Origin of the sequence: Amphritea sp. (assembly GCF_048266285.1) — a bacterium.
Taxonomy (GTDB): Bacteria; Pseudomonadota; Gammaproteobacteria; order Pseudomonadales; family Balneatricaceae; genus Amphritea.
The window spans coordinates 65,346-80,414 of the sequence record NZ_JBLWZV010000006.1 but is presented as its reverse complement, the minus strand read 5'-3'; the positions used below and the strand labels follow the sequence as shown (position 1 = coordinate 80,414).

At 48.7% G+C, this 15,069-nt stretch carries 17 protein-coding genes; 9 read left to right on the top strand and 8 right to left on the bottom strand.

Annotated elements, in window-relative coordinates; all coding sequences use genetic code 11:
- Positions 1-15 precede the first annotated feature (15 nt).
- The 8 genes from ACN0T0_RS09470 to ACN0T0_RS09435 all read left to right on the top strand — a co-directional run bounded on the left by ACN0T0_RS09470 (position 16) and on the right by ACN0T0_RS09435 (position 7,240).
- The gene (locus ACN0T0_RS09470; protein WP_417225427.1) at positions 16-1,176 is read left to right on the top strand and encodes a sensor histidine kinase; all 1,161 of its coding nucleotides are present in this window, start codon (positions 16-18) and stop codon (positions 1,174-1,176) included.
- A gap of 70 nt (positions 1,177-1,246) precedes the next feature.
- Entirely contained in the window at positions 1,247-1,924 is a 678-nt protein-coding gene (locus tag ACN0T0_RS09465; RefSeq protein ID WP_417225425.1) for a response regulator, read from the top strand.
- Positions 1,924-2,715, top strand: a complete 792-nt coding sequence (locus tag ACN0T0_RS09460; RefSeq protein WP_417225423.1) for a PAS domain-containing protein — start codon at positions 1,924-1,926, stop codon at positions 2,713-2,715. The genes ACN0T0_RS09465 and ACN0T0_RS09460 overlap by 1 nt, the downstream gene beginning before the upstream one ends.
- Before the next feature lie 102 nt (positions 2,716-2,817).
- Complete coding sequence (locus tag ACN0T0_RS09455) at positions 2,818-4,185, top strand: NAD(P)-binding domain-containing protein (protein WP_417225421.1); 1,368 nt, start codon at positions 2,818-2,820, stop codon at positions 4,183-4,185.
- A 72-nt stretch (positions 4,186-4,257) separates the two neighbouring features.
- Entirely contained in the window at positions 4,258-4,608 is a 351-nt protein-coding gene (locus ACN0T0_RS09450; RefSeq protein WP_417225419.1) for a cupin domain-containing protein, read from the top strand.
- Positions 4,609-5,061: 453 nt separating this feature from the next.
- A complete protein-coding gene (locus ACN0T0_RS09445) occupies positions 5,062-5,604 on the top strand; it encodes a DUF6515 family protein (RefSeq protein ID WP_417225417.1) in 543 nt (180 codons plus the stop codon).
- A gap of 446 nt (positions 5,605-6,050) precedes the next feature.
- Positions 6,051-6,695, top strand: coding sequence for a CDP-alcohol phosphatidyltransferase family protein (locus ACN0T0_RS09440; protein WP_417225415.1), 645 nt, complete (start codon positions 6,051-6,053; stop codon positions 6,693-6,695).
- A 59-nt stretch (positions 6,696-6,754) separates the two neighbouring features.
- A complete protein-coding gene (locus tag ACN0T0_RS09435; protein WP_417225414.1) occupies positions 6,755-7,240 on the top strand; it encodes an adenylyltransferase/cytidyltransferase family protein in 486 nt (161 codons plus the stop codon).
- An 89-nt stretch (positions 7,241-7,329) separates the two neighbouring features.
- Here the strand turns inward: ACN0T0_RS09435 and ACN0T0_RS09430 are convergent, their stop codons facing one another.
- The 4 genes from ACN0T0_RS09430 to ACN0T0_RS09415 form a co-directional block, all read right to left on the bottom strand.
- Positions 7,330-7,644: a DMT family transporter gene (locus ACN0T0_RS09430; protein ID WP_417225412.1), complete on the bottom strand. Its 315-nt coding sequence runs from the start codon at positions 7,642-7,644 to the stop codon at positions 7,330-7,332.
- Positions 7,645-7,774: 130 nt separating this feature from the next.
- Positions 7,775-8,794, bottom strand: coding sequence for a heme-dependent oxidative N-demethylase family protein (locus tag ACN0T0_RS09425; RefSeq protein WP_417225410.1), 1,020 nt, complete (start codon positions 8,792-8,794; stop codon positions 7,775-7,777).
- Positions 8,795-8,806: 12 nt separating this feature from the next.
- Entirely contained in the window at positions 8,807-9,757 is a 951-nt protein-coding gene (locus ACN0T0_RS09420) for a PDR/VanB family oxidoreductase (protein WP_417225408.1), read from the bottom strand.
- On the bottom strand, positions 9,757-10,278 hold the full coding sequence (locus ACN0T0_RS09415; RefSeq protein ID WP_417225406.1) for a dimethylamine monooxygenase subunit DmmA family protein: 522 nt from the start codon (positions 10,276-10,278) through the stop codon (positions 9,757-9,759). The genes ACN0T0_RS09420 and ACN0T0_RS09415 overlap by 1 nt, the downstream gene beginning before the upstream one ends.
- A gap of 222 nt (positions 10,279-10,500) precedes the next feature.
- Here ACN0T0_RS09415 and ACN0T0_RS09410 point away from each other — a divergent pair, with 222 nt between their 5' ends.
- Complete coding sequence (locus ACN0T0_RS09410; RefSeq protein ID WP_417225404.1) at positions 10,501-11,496, top strand: cupin-like domain-containing protein; 996 nt, start codon at positions 10,501-10,503, stop codon at positions 11,494-11,496.
- 18 nt (positions 11,497-11,514) lie between these two features.
- On the opposite strand, the gene arsJ is transcribed toward ACN0T0_RS09410, so the two are convergent.
- From arsJ to ACN0T0_RS09390, 4 genes are all read right to left on the bottom strand, one after another.
- Positions 11,515-12,729 (bottom strand): organoarsenical effux MFS transporter ArsJ, encoded by a 1,215-nt coding sequence (arsJ, locus tag ACN0T0_RS09405; protein ID WP_417225402.1) that lies wholly within the window; start codon positions 12,727-12,729, stop codon positions 11,515-11,517.
- Positions 12,730-12,736: 7 nt separating this feature from the next.
- Positions 12,737-13,750, bottom strand: a complete 1,014-nt coding sequence (locus tag ACN0T0_RS09400) for an ArsJ-associated glyceraldehyde-3-phosphate dehydrogenase (RefSeq protein ID WP_417225400.1) — start codon at positions 13,748-13,750, stop codon at positions 12,737-12,739.
- Positions 13,751-13,827: 77 nt separating this feature from the next.
- Positions 13,828-14,064: a thioredoxin family protein gene (locus tag ACN0T0_RS09395; protein ID WP_417225398.1), complete on the bottom strand. Its 237-nt coding sequence runs from the start codon at positions 14,062-14,064 to the stop codon at positions 13,828-13,830.
- Between the two features lie 15 nt (positions 14,065-14,079).
- Positions 14,080-15,069 carry a permease gene (locus ACN0T0_RS09390; protein ID WP_417225396.1) on the bottom strand — a complete coding sequence of 330 codons (990 nt, stop codon included), beginning with the start codon at positions 15,067-15,069 and terminating at the stop codon, positions 14,080-14,082.

Below are 15,069 nucleotides of genomic sequence, written 5' to 3'. Positions count from 1 at the left end.
GTGAAGGAGGTTAAAATGGCTGTATCCATGCCCCTGTGGTTGCTCAACTTTCCCCGACTGTTACGTGAACAACGTCAACAGCAGGTGACACGAAAAGAGAGCACCTACGCTCCGGCCCTGAGCCAACTGGTCATTGATCTGGCCTGCAGTGACAACATTAGCCAAAGTTTGAAACAGAGCCTCGACCAACTGCAACGCTATGTCGGCCTGCACTTTGAAGCGGATATCTACCTCATCGGTATGCCAATACCAGATCGAAACAGATTATTGCACCCAACGGATATCGTGCCGCCCATGGGATTGGCGGCACAACTACGCTATCAATTAACCGAACACAGCATCCAAGATGCCGACGAATTACGCTATAAACTGCCCGGCAGCGCCCTTTCCATACACGCCTTAAAGCTAACCTTAGACGATGCCGACAGTGCCGGTTGGGTAGTGTTGTGTTTCAAGGATCATCTGCCGGATAGCACCCCGATAAACCGTCTATTAACGCCTGTCGCTGAAGCCCTCGGCAGTGGTTTGAAGGGTTGGTGCCGACAACAATCACGCATCAACGCGGCCATCAGTTCTGAAAAAGCAGCCCATGCCGCCGAACTGCATGACTCAATGGCACAGATTCTCGGATATATGCGGATCAAAGCCTCTCGTCTCGCCCAGCAATGTAAAAACACCTCAGAACCTGAGCTCGCGAAAATTAGCGAAGACCTATCCCATCAGGCGCAGTGCGCCTATCGACAAACCCGCGAACTAATCGCCTGCTCCCGACTTTCTATTGAGCAAGGCCACCTGGTTGATGCCATCAGCCAAGCCATTGGCGAGTTTGAACAACGCTGTGCGATGGTATTTGAACTGGATAATCGGGTAGGCGCGCAGTTGTTCACCGAAGATGATTCTCAGGCGATTTTTATTATCCGTGAGGCCCTCAACAACATCGTGCGACACGCCCATGCAAGCCATGCGCGAGTACAGCTGCTACGCCAGAATGACGGTTCGGTGCGCATTCGTATTGAGGATAACGGTAAAGGGATCTGTGCCGATCAGGCTCGCCAAGATAGTTTTGGTATGAAGATCATGCAGGAAAGAGCAGAACGCATCCAGGCCAATCTGTTCATACTGCCTCGGGCAGCGGGTGGCACACGGATAGACCTAATTATTCCAGCAGCCAAATAATAGATACCGCCGATCGATGGTTTTTTATTCATCATCGCCGACAAACACAATGCTTATAAATGAAGCACTTATGAATACAAATAAAGTTACAGATGTGGTCATCGTTGATGATCATCCATTATTTCGACGCGGGGTTGTCGAACTGCTCAATGACAGCGGTGAATTCAACGTTCTCGCTGATTTTGATGGTGGTCAGCAACTGCTCGATGCCCTTCCTGAACTCGCACCAGAACTGCTGCTGTTAGATATGCATATGCCAGAACTTTCAGGGCTTCAGTTGCTGCAACGACTCAAACAACAAGGTGTTGAACAAAAGGTTATCTTCCTCACCGCATCAGATGACAGCAGTGAACTGTTTGCCGCGATTTCGGCAGGCGCCAATGGCTATCTATTAAAAGACTCCTCCCCTGAACAGATTATCAACGGTTTAAAGGATGCGATGCTCGGCAATATCGCCATGGATAATACTGGGGTTACCATGCTGGCCCATCACCTGAGTAAGGGCGATCCATCACCTTTAGAAACACCGCCTCAGCATGCAGACCTTACCGAGCGAGAACTGCAAACCCTAGAGCTAATCACCCGGGGTATGAGCAATAAGCTCATTGCACGGGAACTAGGCATTAGTGATGGTACGGTTAAAGTCTATGTTAAAAACCTGCTACGCAAATTAAACGTTAATTCACGCCTTGAACTGGCCGCCTGGGCCCATGCCAATCAACCGTTACCTGAAACCGAGCGTGGATGATGGCGGTACTCTCGTTATTTCGTCGCCCAAAAAAAGAGCGATCAAAAGCGTTACCGGTGCTGGCAGAGGTACTCGATAGTCTAAGTGATGCAGTGCTGGTGTTCACACCGCAATTGGAAATCCGTTATGTAAACGCCTGTTGGAAAACCCTCACTGGATACCCTCTAAAAGACGCCATCGATACCTGCTTTAGTGACTATATCCACCCTGAAGATCAACACAACTGGATCGCCTTTACCCAACAGGTTCATCGGGAGCATCTCAGTCAGTGTCTCTGGTTTCGCCTAATCCGTAAAGACGGTGAAGTTCGCTGGTGTGAAATTCGCTTACAACCGCTGCATGCCGATCAATCCTCCCTTTTAACGGCGACCCTCTGCGATATTACCCCACAGGTACGCAGTGATGAGATCAGAAAAGCAACCCATCGCAGCTTAGCAGGGCTGGTAAATCGATTATCCGGCATGCTCTATCGCGGTCGAAACGACACCCGCTGGACCATGGAGTATGTCAGTGAAGGTTGCCTAGGGTTAACTGGATATAGTCGCGATCAACTGCTCAATCAAACACAGTTATCGATTGGTGCGCTGATCCATCCCAACGATGCCAGTCGGGTATGGGAAACGGTTCAACGCGCCCTTCAACAGCAACAGTGTTTTGAACTGTACTATCAGTTGCTCCATGCCGATGGCCAATATCGTCAAGTTTATGAAAAAGGTCAGGGTATCTACTCATCGACCGGTGCTGTGCTGGGTATCGAAGGTGTTATTTTGAATATCAGCCCCACGGAGTAACCCCTCTTACCCCTTTTGACTTATCCACTCTGAGGAATTTATCCCACGTCGTTTACTGCATAACCTGATGGCAAGTGAATATTAATCATTAGGAGATCACACATGACGAAGCGAGTAGCGATAATTGGTGCAGGTCCAAGCGGTCTAGCTCAGCTCAGAGCTTTCCAATCAGCTCAACAGAAAGGCGCTGAGATCCCTGAAATAGTCTGTTTTGAAAAACAAAGCGACTGGGGCGGCTTATGGAATTACAGCTGGCGTACCGGCTTAGACGAGCACGGCGAACCCGTTCACGGCAGTATGTATCGTTACCTCTGGTCGAATGGACCTAAAGAGTGTCTAGAATTTGCCGATTACAGCTTTGAGGAACACTTCGGTAAAGCGATCCCCTCATACCCTCCCCGCGAAGTGCTTTGGGACTATATTAAAGGCCGAGTCGAAAAAGCCGGTGTGCGTGACTATATCCGCTTTAATACCCCCGTGCGTACCATTACCTTTGATGACAGCACCAAACTCTTCACGGTGACCGTACACGACCACGACAGCGATACGGTGTATTCCGAAACCTTCAACTATGTTATTTGCGCCTCTGGCCACTTTTCCACACCACGCGTACCTGAATTTGAAGGTTTCAGCCATTTCGGCGGTCGCATTCTACATGCCCATGACTTCCGCGATGCACTGGAATTTAAAGATAAAGATATTCTCTTAGTTGGCAGCAGCTATTCCGCAGAAGACGTGGGTTCACAGTGCTATAAATATGGCGCCCGCAGCCTAATCAGCTGTTACCGCTCCGCGCCTATGGGCTTCAAATGGCCAGACAACTGGGAAGAAAAACCATTACTCCAACGGGTTGATACCGATACCGCCTACTTTGCCGATGGTACTAGCCGTAAAATCGATGCGATCATTCTCTGCACCGGCTATTTGCACCACTTCCCCTTCATCGATGAGTCTCTGCGACTCAAGACCGACAACCGTCTCTGGACCATGGACCTCTATAAAGGTGTTGTTTGGGAAGATAATCCGCAGATGTTCTATCTGGGTATGCAAGATCAGTGGTACACCTTCAATATGTTTGATGCCCAAGCCTGGTATACACGGGATATTATTCTCGGTCGTATTGAACTGCCCGCCACCAAAGAAGAGATGACCGCCAATAGCAAGGAATGGCAAGCCCGAGAACTCACACTGACCACCGCTGAAGAGATGTTTACCTTCCAAGGCGATTACATCCTTGAGTTGATTGAAGCCACCGACTACCCAACCTTCGATATCGAAGGCGTTCGACAAACCTTCCTCGAATGGAAACACCACAAACAGGAAGACATCATGACGTTTAGGGATCACGCCTATCGTTCACTGATGACCGGCACAATGTCTCCTACCCACCATACCCCTTGGATCGACGCACTCGATGATTCATTGGAAACCTACCTCTCGATCGGAGACGACATGAAACAAGCTGTTTAAGCCGATTTAGGCTGATCATCGATCAGCCTTTTACTCTCACCGTCTCTCCAAGAACAGACTAAGGAATACAGTATGAATATGGTCAGTAAAATAATCGATAAAACAGTCACCCCCATCACCGATGATCTAGAAGGTTGGGAAAAGGTCGCCGGCACCCCATCGATGACCACCTGGATTGAATATACTAGCCCGGATGGCAGTATGATTACGGGCTGCTGGGCAGCAACACCCGGCACCTATCGCGCCACCTATGCCAGCTGGGAATTCATCCACCTAATTGAAGGTGAAGTGATCGTGACACAAGACGGTGAAGATCCCGTAACGCTATGTCCCGGTGACGCCTTTATGGTTGAGGCTGGCTTTACCGGTACCTGGGAAATTATCAAACCCGTCTTTAAGCACTTCGCCATTAAGCTGAAGTAGCAATTGCTGCTCAGGCTTACGACGGCATACAGCCGCCATCAACACCAGCAAGGCGCGACTTAGCGCCTTTTTTCCTATTGCTTCTATCTCACCGCAACGACACTGTTCTCTTATCTTGATCAACTTGAGTTTATTTACCTAGCTTTACAACCGCTTAACTCAACTTAACATTCGCTGTTGTCAAAATGAATACATATTCACACGGAGAACAGCCATGCGCTTTCCTATGTATTCCAGCACCGTTATTAACAACCTATCTCGGCTGAAAAGCTTCACCGCAACATCGCAGCCTATAGTGACCCGATACACCTTCTCGGTTGCACCATTGGCCACCTCAGCAACCTTTTTCAACATCTGTACGTCGTGGCATTTATCCACAGTCAGCCACGATCAGATGCACATCGAACTCGCAGCCCTGCCAACAAAATCGCCTCAACAGGAGGGGATATATCAATGAAAAAATTAACCACCTATCTGTTATTGACCACCCTAACTCTAGGCACCGTCACGCCACTGTATGCAGGTTCTAGCCACAGCCCTTCATCACATGGCAAAGGCCATCGCGTCGATCACCTACCTGGCGCAGCCGCGTTAATGGTCATCGCCGGTGTCACTTATTGGGTGATGGACTCCCTCTTTTACCGCAAAGCCGATAAGGGATATGTCGTTGTAGAGCCGCCTAAAGGTGCATATTATGAACGTCTGCCCTCCAGCGCCGTCCCTGTCCGACATCATGGACGTGAATACTACCGCTATCATGGTGCCTACTACCGCTGGGTGCCTGAAAGAAAGATCTATGTGGTTGAACCAACGATAGTTGAGCCCGAGACACAGCAGGTATCTCACTATGCAACCGGTTCCGTGCTAACAACGCTGCCCAATGGCAGTAACGCTATCCTTATTAACGGCGTGCAGTATTTCCGTCATGCCGGTAATTACTTTCTACCGACCGAACGCAATGGTAAACAGGTCTATGTAGTGGTCGATATTGATTAACACTAACCAGCCTCGTAACACACAGAGTCTCTGAGCATTACGAGGCAGCATCAAATCTCAGGGTGGCCCGAGCATAACGGGTTAAACTGAATATTAAGTCCAACATTTATAACCATCATGAACATTTAGCTCACTCGTATCACTCAGTCAACGCAATTTGTGTTACTATCGTTCATTCGCCAAGTACAGAGAGTACCAACGTCTTGCGATCTTATTTCTAAGCCTTTGGCTTTGCATAAGCTGTTTCAACAGCGACATTCAGTTACTCCCACGCCTGTTTCTAGCTATTCATCTCGAACGCTCAATCGAGTTTATATTCAGACCTTGCAAGACATTTTTAACGTCTGTCATTGCTTGCACTGAAAGTGCATGGTAATGCCCCCTATGTGGCCTTAATAATCCCATCGGTTTGCGAGATCGATTCCTGCTCCACCTTTAGGGCCACTATGACGACGATTACTGAACAATCTCAACCGACCATTCTCTCCTATGTCAAAGATCTACCCAACCTGTGTTCCCTTGCCGGCTTAGCCTGCACATTATTGGCCATCTATTGCAGTATTTTAGGTGTTTTTCATGGCGCCATGATCGGCATGGTTTGGGCGGTTGCCTTCGATTGGGCCGATGGCCTCATTGCCCGAAAAATGAAAGGCAGAACGGGCACAGATAGCGCCTTTGGTGGCCAACTAGACGTTTTAATCGACATCGTCAGCTATGGTGTGGCACCCGCTATTCTGATAATGAGTTATGGTAAATTTGAACCCATTTTCCTTGTGGTTGCCTTTGTAATGCTCGCCGCTGCCGCCATCCGATTGAGCTATTTCAGCATTTTTGGCCTGGCGAGTGGCGCAAAATACACGGGGCTGGCGCTGGACAATAACAGCTTAATGTTGGTGTTCTTATTCGCTTTTGAACCGCTATTTAGTCAAGCAACGTTTGCCATCATCCTGTCACTCGGCGGACTGCTGCTGGCGGCATTAAATGTCGCACAAATTAAAACCCCCAAGTTATCCGGCAACCCGAACAATGTCCGTATCCTTGCCCTGTATACCCTAGTCGTTAGCTTTTTTTACGGCGTTACGTTCTTCTAGGTTAAATTTTTTAGCCAAAAACTAAAAGAGAAAATCCAATACTATCAGTGAGTTAAAAAATGAACATATACACCGTTGGCACGTTCGATCTATTACATGTAGGTCACCTAGCCTTGCTAGAATATTGCAAAACATTAGGCAACGTTGTTGTCGGTGTGGCTTCAGATAAAGTCGTTAATTCCTATAAACCCAATGTTCCGGTTATTCCTCTGGATCAACGCAAAGAGATGTTAGAGGCATTAAGCTGTGTCGATCTTGTGCAGCCCTATTATGAGCTCGAATACGTAAGTGCCTGTAAAGCGCTCGACGTCGACATCTTTGTGATCGGCGAAGATTGGGGAGACAAACCACACAATCTGGCCGTAGAGCGGTATTTAAAGGCACAGGGAAAGAAGATAATTCAGGTGCACTACAACCCTCGCACCTCATCGACACAAATCAAGCAGAATGTGCTCGACCAATCCCATCGAAGTCACGCCATCGCGGTGGCCCTAAACAGCCCACGACCGCAAAATCTGTCAGCCTTCACCCTCGGGTCAGTGTGATGAAGCTGCGGGCGTAAACCATCGATAGCGATCACCGGTGAGCGCTTACCCGCTGCTGATGATCGCTCGCCCTTGAGCCTTGTATCGGTTTAGGCAAACAGCTTTAAACCACCAACCCCTGCAACAATAATGGCGATGCAAAGAATCCGCAACAGACTGCCCGATTCATCCAAAAACAAAATACCATAGGTTGCCAATATCGACGCCCCAATACCGGTCCAGACCGCATAAGCGGTGCCCACTGGAATCGTGCGCATCGCTAAGGACAATAAACCAAGGCTCACGACAATTAAGACGATACTGATCGCTGTCGGCCAGAACCGAGTAAATCCGTCACTGTATTTCAGCCCTACCGCCCACAGACATTCCAACACACCGGCAATAGCTATATAGATCCACCCCATCACGACCTCCTGCGTTTTTGATCAACCATTCATCTCGTTTACGGTGATAGATTCACACCTCAAATATGCACAATCGCCGCGCGCCGGGCAAAACAGGCAAAACAGGCAAGCCCGGCCAGTGTTGCTGGTTTCAATTGGCGGGATCAAACTGAGCTAAATAGTCCACCACTGTCCCGTGAAAGCGGGTTAATCCTTTATAGTTAACTAACGCCTCCGGTAGCGTTTTTAAGGCTCGGTGCATACGCACAGCCCACGCTTTATTGGTGACCAAATCCTCAAGGCTAAGCAAATAAGTACGAATACTAATGGTGACCGCATTACTACGCGGCATTCTATCCAACACCTGTACTTCGACCCGCAGATAAACTTTCTCGGCGACATTCTCTGGCGTAATAGACGTTCGCTCATGTCCCCACTCATTATATGTCTCAGACGAGGTATCCATGCGCGCATTGACGGTCAGTGTCCAGTTCAGCCGACGCACCGGCTTGCCAACGGGAAGCGCCAGGAGGTATTTTCTCGCCCGCTCAATTATCCCTTCACTATGCACCATCGGCACCGGCCCATGCCATTCATCAAAACTCATGCCTGCATCAAATGCCAGCGACCAATCCGCAGGGCAAGTCACCATGCCGGCATCCATAAATAGATTGCCTTCACGCTGGTCCATCAACGCAAAATCACCCTGCACCTGACGGCCAATATAATCCAAGGGTGGACGCGGTAGCGTGGCACCATCACCAAATGTAAAGTGATCATCAATATTAAGTAGCTTGTTCTCCCAGTGCCAATGGTTATCGTCTCGGGTGAGTTTGAAATGCTCAGGGTAATCTTCTGCTAAAGACACCATGTATCGCTCCAGCATTTCCCAACAGGCTAGGTCCATATGCTCCATCGCCAAGCAGCGACTAGGCATCTCTTTCAAGACCAGCTCACGCTCGGCCATCTCGGACAAATAATGCTCATCAATATCAATGTAATGCTCAAACGCCGAACCTTCTCCACCTTTGGGCTGATGTGCTTCAATATTCACCGAGTAGCGATACTCATCTTCAGGAAATGGAAACGGAAAACGCTCAATCGCTGCCGCGCTGTTTGTATAGGTAAAATCGTCACGAAAACTCTGAATCTCTTTCGGTGCTACACGCATTATTCTGCTCTCCTAAATATCTAAAACCAGTCGTCCGCCTGCCGCTCTGGACACACAGGGCATCATCTGCTTGCCAGACTGTTTTTCAGCGTCACTGAGATAATTATCACGGTGCTCAACGTCTCCCTCGGTGACGTCACAAACACATTGGCCGCAAACCCCCGCCCGACAGAGGTTAGGGATCTCAATATCGGCCTCTTCTAGCACTTCAAGCAAGCTACTATCCGCCGCTACAACAAGCTCAACCCCTGTGCGACTTAACTCAACCTTAAAGGGCTGACCGGGTTTTGCTCCCGCAAACTCTTCCCAGTGAATCGCACTCGCTGGTATACCCAACTGATCAGCGGTTGCCTGCACCGTCTCAATCAATGATGCTGGGCCACAAATATAGAAGTGCGTCCCCAACGGCTGATCCGCCATTACGGTTGCAATATCACAGCGTTTACCTTCATCGGCATCGTAACAGTGACAACGCTCACCGAGCTCCTCCATTAACTCAGTACGATAAGCACCGGTTTGCTGGCTTCGATATAGATAGTGCAGTTCAAACTCAGCCTGACGCTGTTGCATCACCGGCACATAGGACAGAAAGGGCGTAATGCCAACACCTCCGGCGAACAAGACATGTTTTTTGGCCCGCCAAGCAGGCGCAAACAAGTTCGCGGGAGGCGATATCTTCAGCTGATCTCCCACCGCAACCTGTTCATGCATAAAGATAGATCCACCTCGTGAGGCCTCTTGTAAACGGACAGCAATCTGATATTCACGACTATCATTTGGATCACTCATCAGGGAATAAGCGTTACGATGCTTCTGTTCTTCACCCATCTCAACCACAACATGGGCACCGGCTGAGAAAGGCGTTAACTCTCCCTTCAAGGGCTTTAAGGTAAAGGCTTTTATCATCGGTGCGACTTGTTGAATCGCGGTGACTTCAACGACAATCTGATCAACCGTACTCATCAGTTCACCTCCCTTTTCTCAGGCATATCGGCGCGATCTTCAGCGTTCGCCTGAAAAGCAAAATAAGCGCCATGTAGACGGGAAAAATGATCCGTCACTTCCAACATCGCACCACAGCCATTGCAGGAATAAGGCGAATACGTCACCTCTTTGGTTATCGTATGGCAGTGACAACAAAACAGATGGCGCTCCCGACTCATCGGAGCCAACAAACGAACCTGATCTGAACAAAGCCCTGCCTCACGAGCATGGCTCTTCACGCGCCAGAGAAAAGACTCAGTCCCAGCGAGGTAAAGTGTGCCGGTCAACGGAAAACGTTGCAGTGACTCAAGCAGTTGCGAGTCACTGGCTGAAGCATAGGCCGCTACCGCTTTATCTGCAGAGCAACTGTCATAAAGTGATTGAAGATCTACCGGAACATCCTGCTCGGCAACAAAAAGATGAAAGTTCGATTTTGGGTTCAACTCAACCGGTGCATAGACCGGCTTGCTGGCAACCCCGTTCAATTGCTCTGTTTGCATCTGAGCCCTCCTAATTAAGGTTCGGTTAGCATCACGATGTGCAAATAAATTTCCTACTAAGAATATTATGAGAGCCTGACGCCAGCCTCAATTGTCATGAAGAGGTATAACCAAGTAGGTAAGCGGAACGTGATACGCCATCTGACGCTCTATATCAATGTGAAGGAAATAACAGGGCAACCTTAACCGTCTTAGCCTTACCGTCTGGATTTAGGCCAACTTATGAGGCATATTGACGGCCAGACTTTCAATCAAGCAAGGCCTCAACCATTTATGCTCTCCCCACAAGATCAAGACAACGGATTTTTTGACGTTGCACGTGTGTCGTCAGATATTTCGTTTGCAGACTTCTGCGATAGCTATTTAACCCCTGAAGTCCCTGTCGTGATTGAAGGTGCAGGCAAAAACTGGCCTGCACGAGAGCGCTGGAATGAAGAATATCTACATAAAAAACTAGCTAAAGAGGCTTCAGCATCAGCCGCATCGCTATGGTATTGGCTGAATAGAGAGGCCTTAGTCGAAGACTATACTACGCCGCCCTTCATCAACCAGTGTCTCGACTCCACTGCGGCATTCCCAAGAAAGAAACACCTCAGATTATGGATCAACAAAAAAGGAAATGTATCTAGGTGGCATTATGACAGCACCTTCATTAATGTTTTCAATGCTCAAATAACAGGCACTAAAGACTGGATACTGGTTTCACCTGATACACCTATTGATTGCTATCCGTTCACCACTTTTAGCATTATTGATGATAGAGGAGACGCTATTCTGAAGGATAAAATCTATACCCGCTTTACCCTGAATGAAGGTGATATTGTTTACATTCCACCGGTTTGGTTTCATCAAGTGACGGCCTCTGGTGATGAGAGCATTAACCTAAACTGGTTATTTACCAAGAAAGAAACGACTGCTACCTCTGCGACACTTAAACGAGAAGTCGAGCGCTATATCATTAATGATTATCTAACTAAGCATCGTTTTAAAGTTATCCGACACTTAGCCAACCAGTTCAATAAATATGCTCCCGCCTATGCCAAGATCAGTTGGCATTATAGTGAGCTCATTAAAACACCCTATACCACCACTCGTACTGATTTATTAAAGCGGTTTGCAACTGAAGTTTTATTACTAGGAAAAACGCTTCGTTATGTTAACAACATAAAATCCTATACCAAAACGCTTTCCAAACCTCGAAAGATAACGAAAATTTAACAATTAGCGTTATCCATATCAGGCCCTGCGAGGCAAAAACAGTGAAAGCAGTGCTGCCAACGCCAGAAACAGCCCGGATACCCAAAGACAGGCTGCTAAGCCCGCGAGTTGAAACAGATAACCGGACAAGACTGTGCCGATCAGTCGCCCCATCGCATTGGCCATATAATAAAACCCGACATCCATCGAAGCTCCGTCTTCTCGAGCATAGCTAACAATCAAATAGCTATGCAGTGAAGAGTTTATCGCAAAGACGCCGCCAAACAGAAGCAAACCCGCGAGCAGTGCGGTTTGAGGATAGAAATCATTGTTTAAGGCTAATGCAATCAACACCGGCAACAGCAACAACGCCAATGCCCAGCCAACCGCCTGACTACCACCCGGAACCCGACCTGACCGTTTGCCTGTGACATAGGGGGCCAACGACTGAATAATGCCATAGCCGATCACCCACAGCGCCAGAAATCCTCCTACGGACCAATGATCCCAGCCTAAGGTATTCACCAGATAAACCGGCAGCGCCACTACAAACCAAACATCCCGCGCACCAAACAGAAACATCCGGGCCGCTGACAGATAATTAATCGCCGCATTAGTGGAGAATATATGGCTGAACTTAGGTTTGTTCTTGGCTTTGCCAAGATCTTGCTTCAGCAACACCAAACTCAACAACCAAACAAGGCTCAACAGCAGCGCCATCGCCAGCACCGCCCCCTGAAATCCCAACAGGGTCAGCAACACTCCACCAAGAAAAAAGCCCACTCCTTTTAAGGCGTTCTTTGAACCCGTTAACAGTGCAACCCATTGATATAGAGCTCCTTCAGCATTCGCCGGCAGCAACTGTTTTACAGCACTTTTGGCACTCATTTTATTGAGGTCTTTGGCAATTCCCGATAATGCCTGAGCTAACATCACCCAAGCGACTGTCAACATGCTACTAGGCAGTAATAGCATGGCTAACGCCACGACCTGCATCCCCAAACCGATATTCATCGTTCGGTTTAAACCAATACGGGCACCAAGCCATCCCCCTAACAGATTGGTCACCACACCGAAGAACTCATAAAACAGAAACAACAGCGCAATATCCAGCGGACTATAACCGAGCTGATGAAAATGTAGCACCACCAACATCCGCAAAGCGCCATCGGTCAGTGTAAATGACCAGTAGTTACCGGTAACGATCAGGTATTGCCGCACCTCGGGTGACAAGCGTTGCACAGTGGCTAACATGATATGACTACTCCTGCCCTACCATGCGCACTAATTCAACGGTTCGATTCGCATAACCCCACTCATTGTCATACCAGAGGTAGAGTTTTAGCTGAGTATCATTGACCACCATGGTCGATAACGCATCGACAATACAGGAACGAGGGTCGGTCTTATAATCCACCGAGACCAGAGGACGCTCTTCATAGCCAAGAATACCTTGCAATTCTCCGTCTGCGGCCTGCTTCAAGAGCTGGTTAACCTCGTCAGCGGTTGTCTCCCGTTGCAACTCAAAAACGCAATCGGTAATAGACGCATTGGCCAATGGCACCCGCACTGCATGACCGTTCAACTTACCTTTTAACTCAGGAAAGATATGCGTAATAGCGGTTGCCGATCCCGTCGTGGTTGGAATTAAACTGCTGCCACAAGCCCGTGCCCGACGCAGGTCTTTATGGGGGGCATCAAGAATCGTCTGGGTATTGGTAATATCGTGAATTGTGGTCATCGAGCCATGTTTTATGCCTAACTGCTCATGAATCACTTTGACCACCGGGGCCAAACAGTTGGTCGTGCACGAAGCGGCGGTAACAATAGGGTAGCGATCTTTGTCATAGAGATGATGGTTAACCCCCATCACGATATTTAGCACGCTCTCTTCTTTCACCGGCGCCGTTACGACGATACGCTTAACCCCTTGATCCAAGTAAGGCTGTAACTTCGCACTGCTTTTCATCACCCCTGAGGCTTCGATTACCACATCGCAAGCGGACCAGTCCGTGTCGTCTATTGCCCGGTTTTGAGTACAGCGTATCGACTTACCACCGACCAATATCTGATTCGCTTGGGCGCCACTGCCAGCAAGTGCTTCATGCGCCCAAAGACCATGCACCGAATCAAACATCAGTAAATGCGCCAATGTCGCCGCATCGCCGGCCGGATCATTGATTTGCACAAATTCGAGTTCGGGCCAATCCCACGCCGCACGTAATGCTAGCCGTCCCATCCGGCCAAACCCGTTAATCCCCACTTTAATCGCCACATCCACCTCCTGATTTATTCGTCAGCCGCCGTTATACCCTAATGCCAACCTAAACCGCTGGCATATAGCGTTGATTGTTAACCTTGCAACCATCCAGCGACATCATTCGCCGTTGGAATACTACCGCTATGAACCAGTTGCTCATCGATCACCACGGCCGGTGTACGCATCACACCGTAGGCCATAATTACCTGAGCATCGGTTTCTTTGGCAACACTAACCGCGACGCCCAATTCGGTCGCCCGTTGCTCAATCAACTCTGCGGTTTTAGTGCATTTAGCACAGCCACTGCCTAACACTTTAATATTTTTCATAACGCTCTCCTGCGGTTAAAGAACCGGAAATAAAATGTTAAATATCCAACCAATCAATGTGAATGCAAATAACAGCATGGCAAACAGAATCGCCAATAACCGCCACTGCATAACCTGCTTCAATAATATAAATTCAGGGAAGCTAGCCGCCACGGTACTCATGCAAAAAGCCAATGTCGTACCAATCGGCAAGCCATTATTAATCAGACTTTCCATCACGGGAATAACGCCGGTGGCATTGGAATAAAGTGGAATACCGACCATCACCGCCGCGGGTACTGTCCACCATTGGCCATCACCGAGGTGCGCTTCAATCCAACCATCAGGAACGAAACCATGCAGCGCCGCTCCCAAACCGACACCGATAATGACCCACTTCCATACTCGACCAAAGATCTCTAAGGTTTCCTCTTTAGCAAACTGATGCCGAGCAGCCATAGACAAAGACTCTACCTTCGCCGCGCCCGCCGATGCATTCTGCTGCCCCTGCTGCAATGCTTTAGCCGCGAATGACTGCAGCCAGCGCTCGGCCTTAATGGCATCGAGGAAAAAGCCACCGACAATACCCACCCCCATCCCGACGAGAATATAGACCACAGTAAATTTCCAGCCCAACAAACTCAGCAGCAACAGCACGGCAACTTCGTTGATCAGTGGCGATGTGAGCAGAAACGCCATGGTAATACCCACCGGAATACCGGCAGAGGTAAAACCAAGAAAAATAGGAATACTAGAACAGGAACAAAACGGTGTCACTGCACCAAACCCGGCCCCCATCAAGTAACCCGCACCACGGTGCTTTCCGGCAAGAAAATCCCTCACCCGTTCGACATTCAACGAGGCACGAATCAGAGCGATGAGATAGATCATCACCACCAGCAAGACAAAAATTTTACTGGTATCTTCAATAAAGAAATGCAGTGCTTGGCCGATTCTTTCGTTGGCTGATAGTCCGGCTAAATCATAGATTAGCCAGTCCGCCAATTGAGTAAATACTTCAAACAT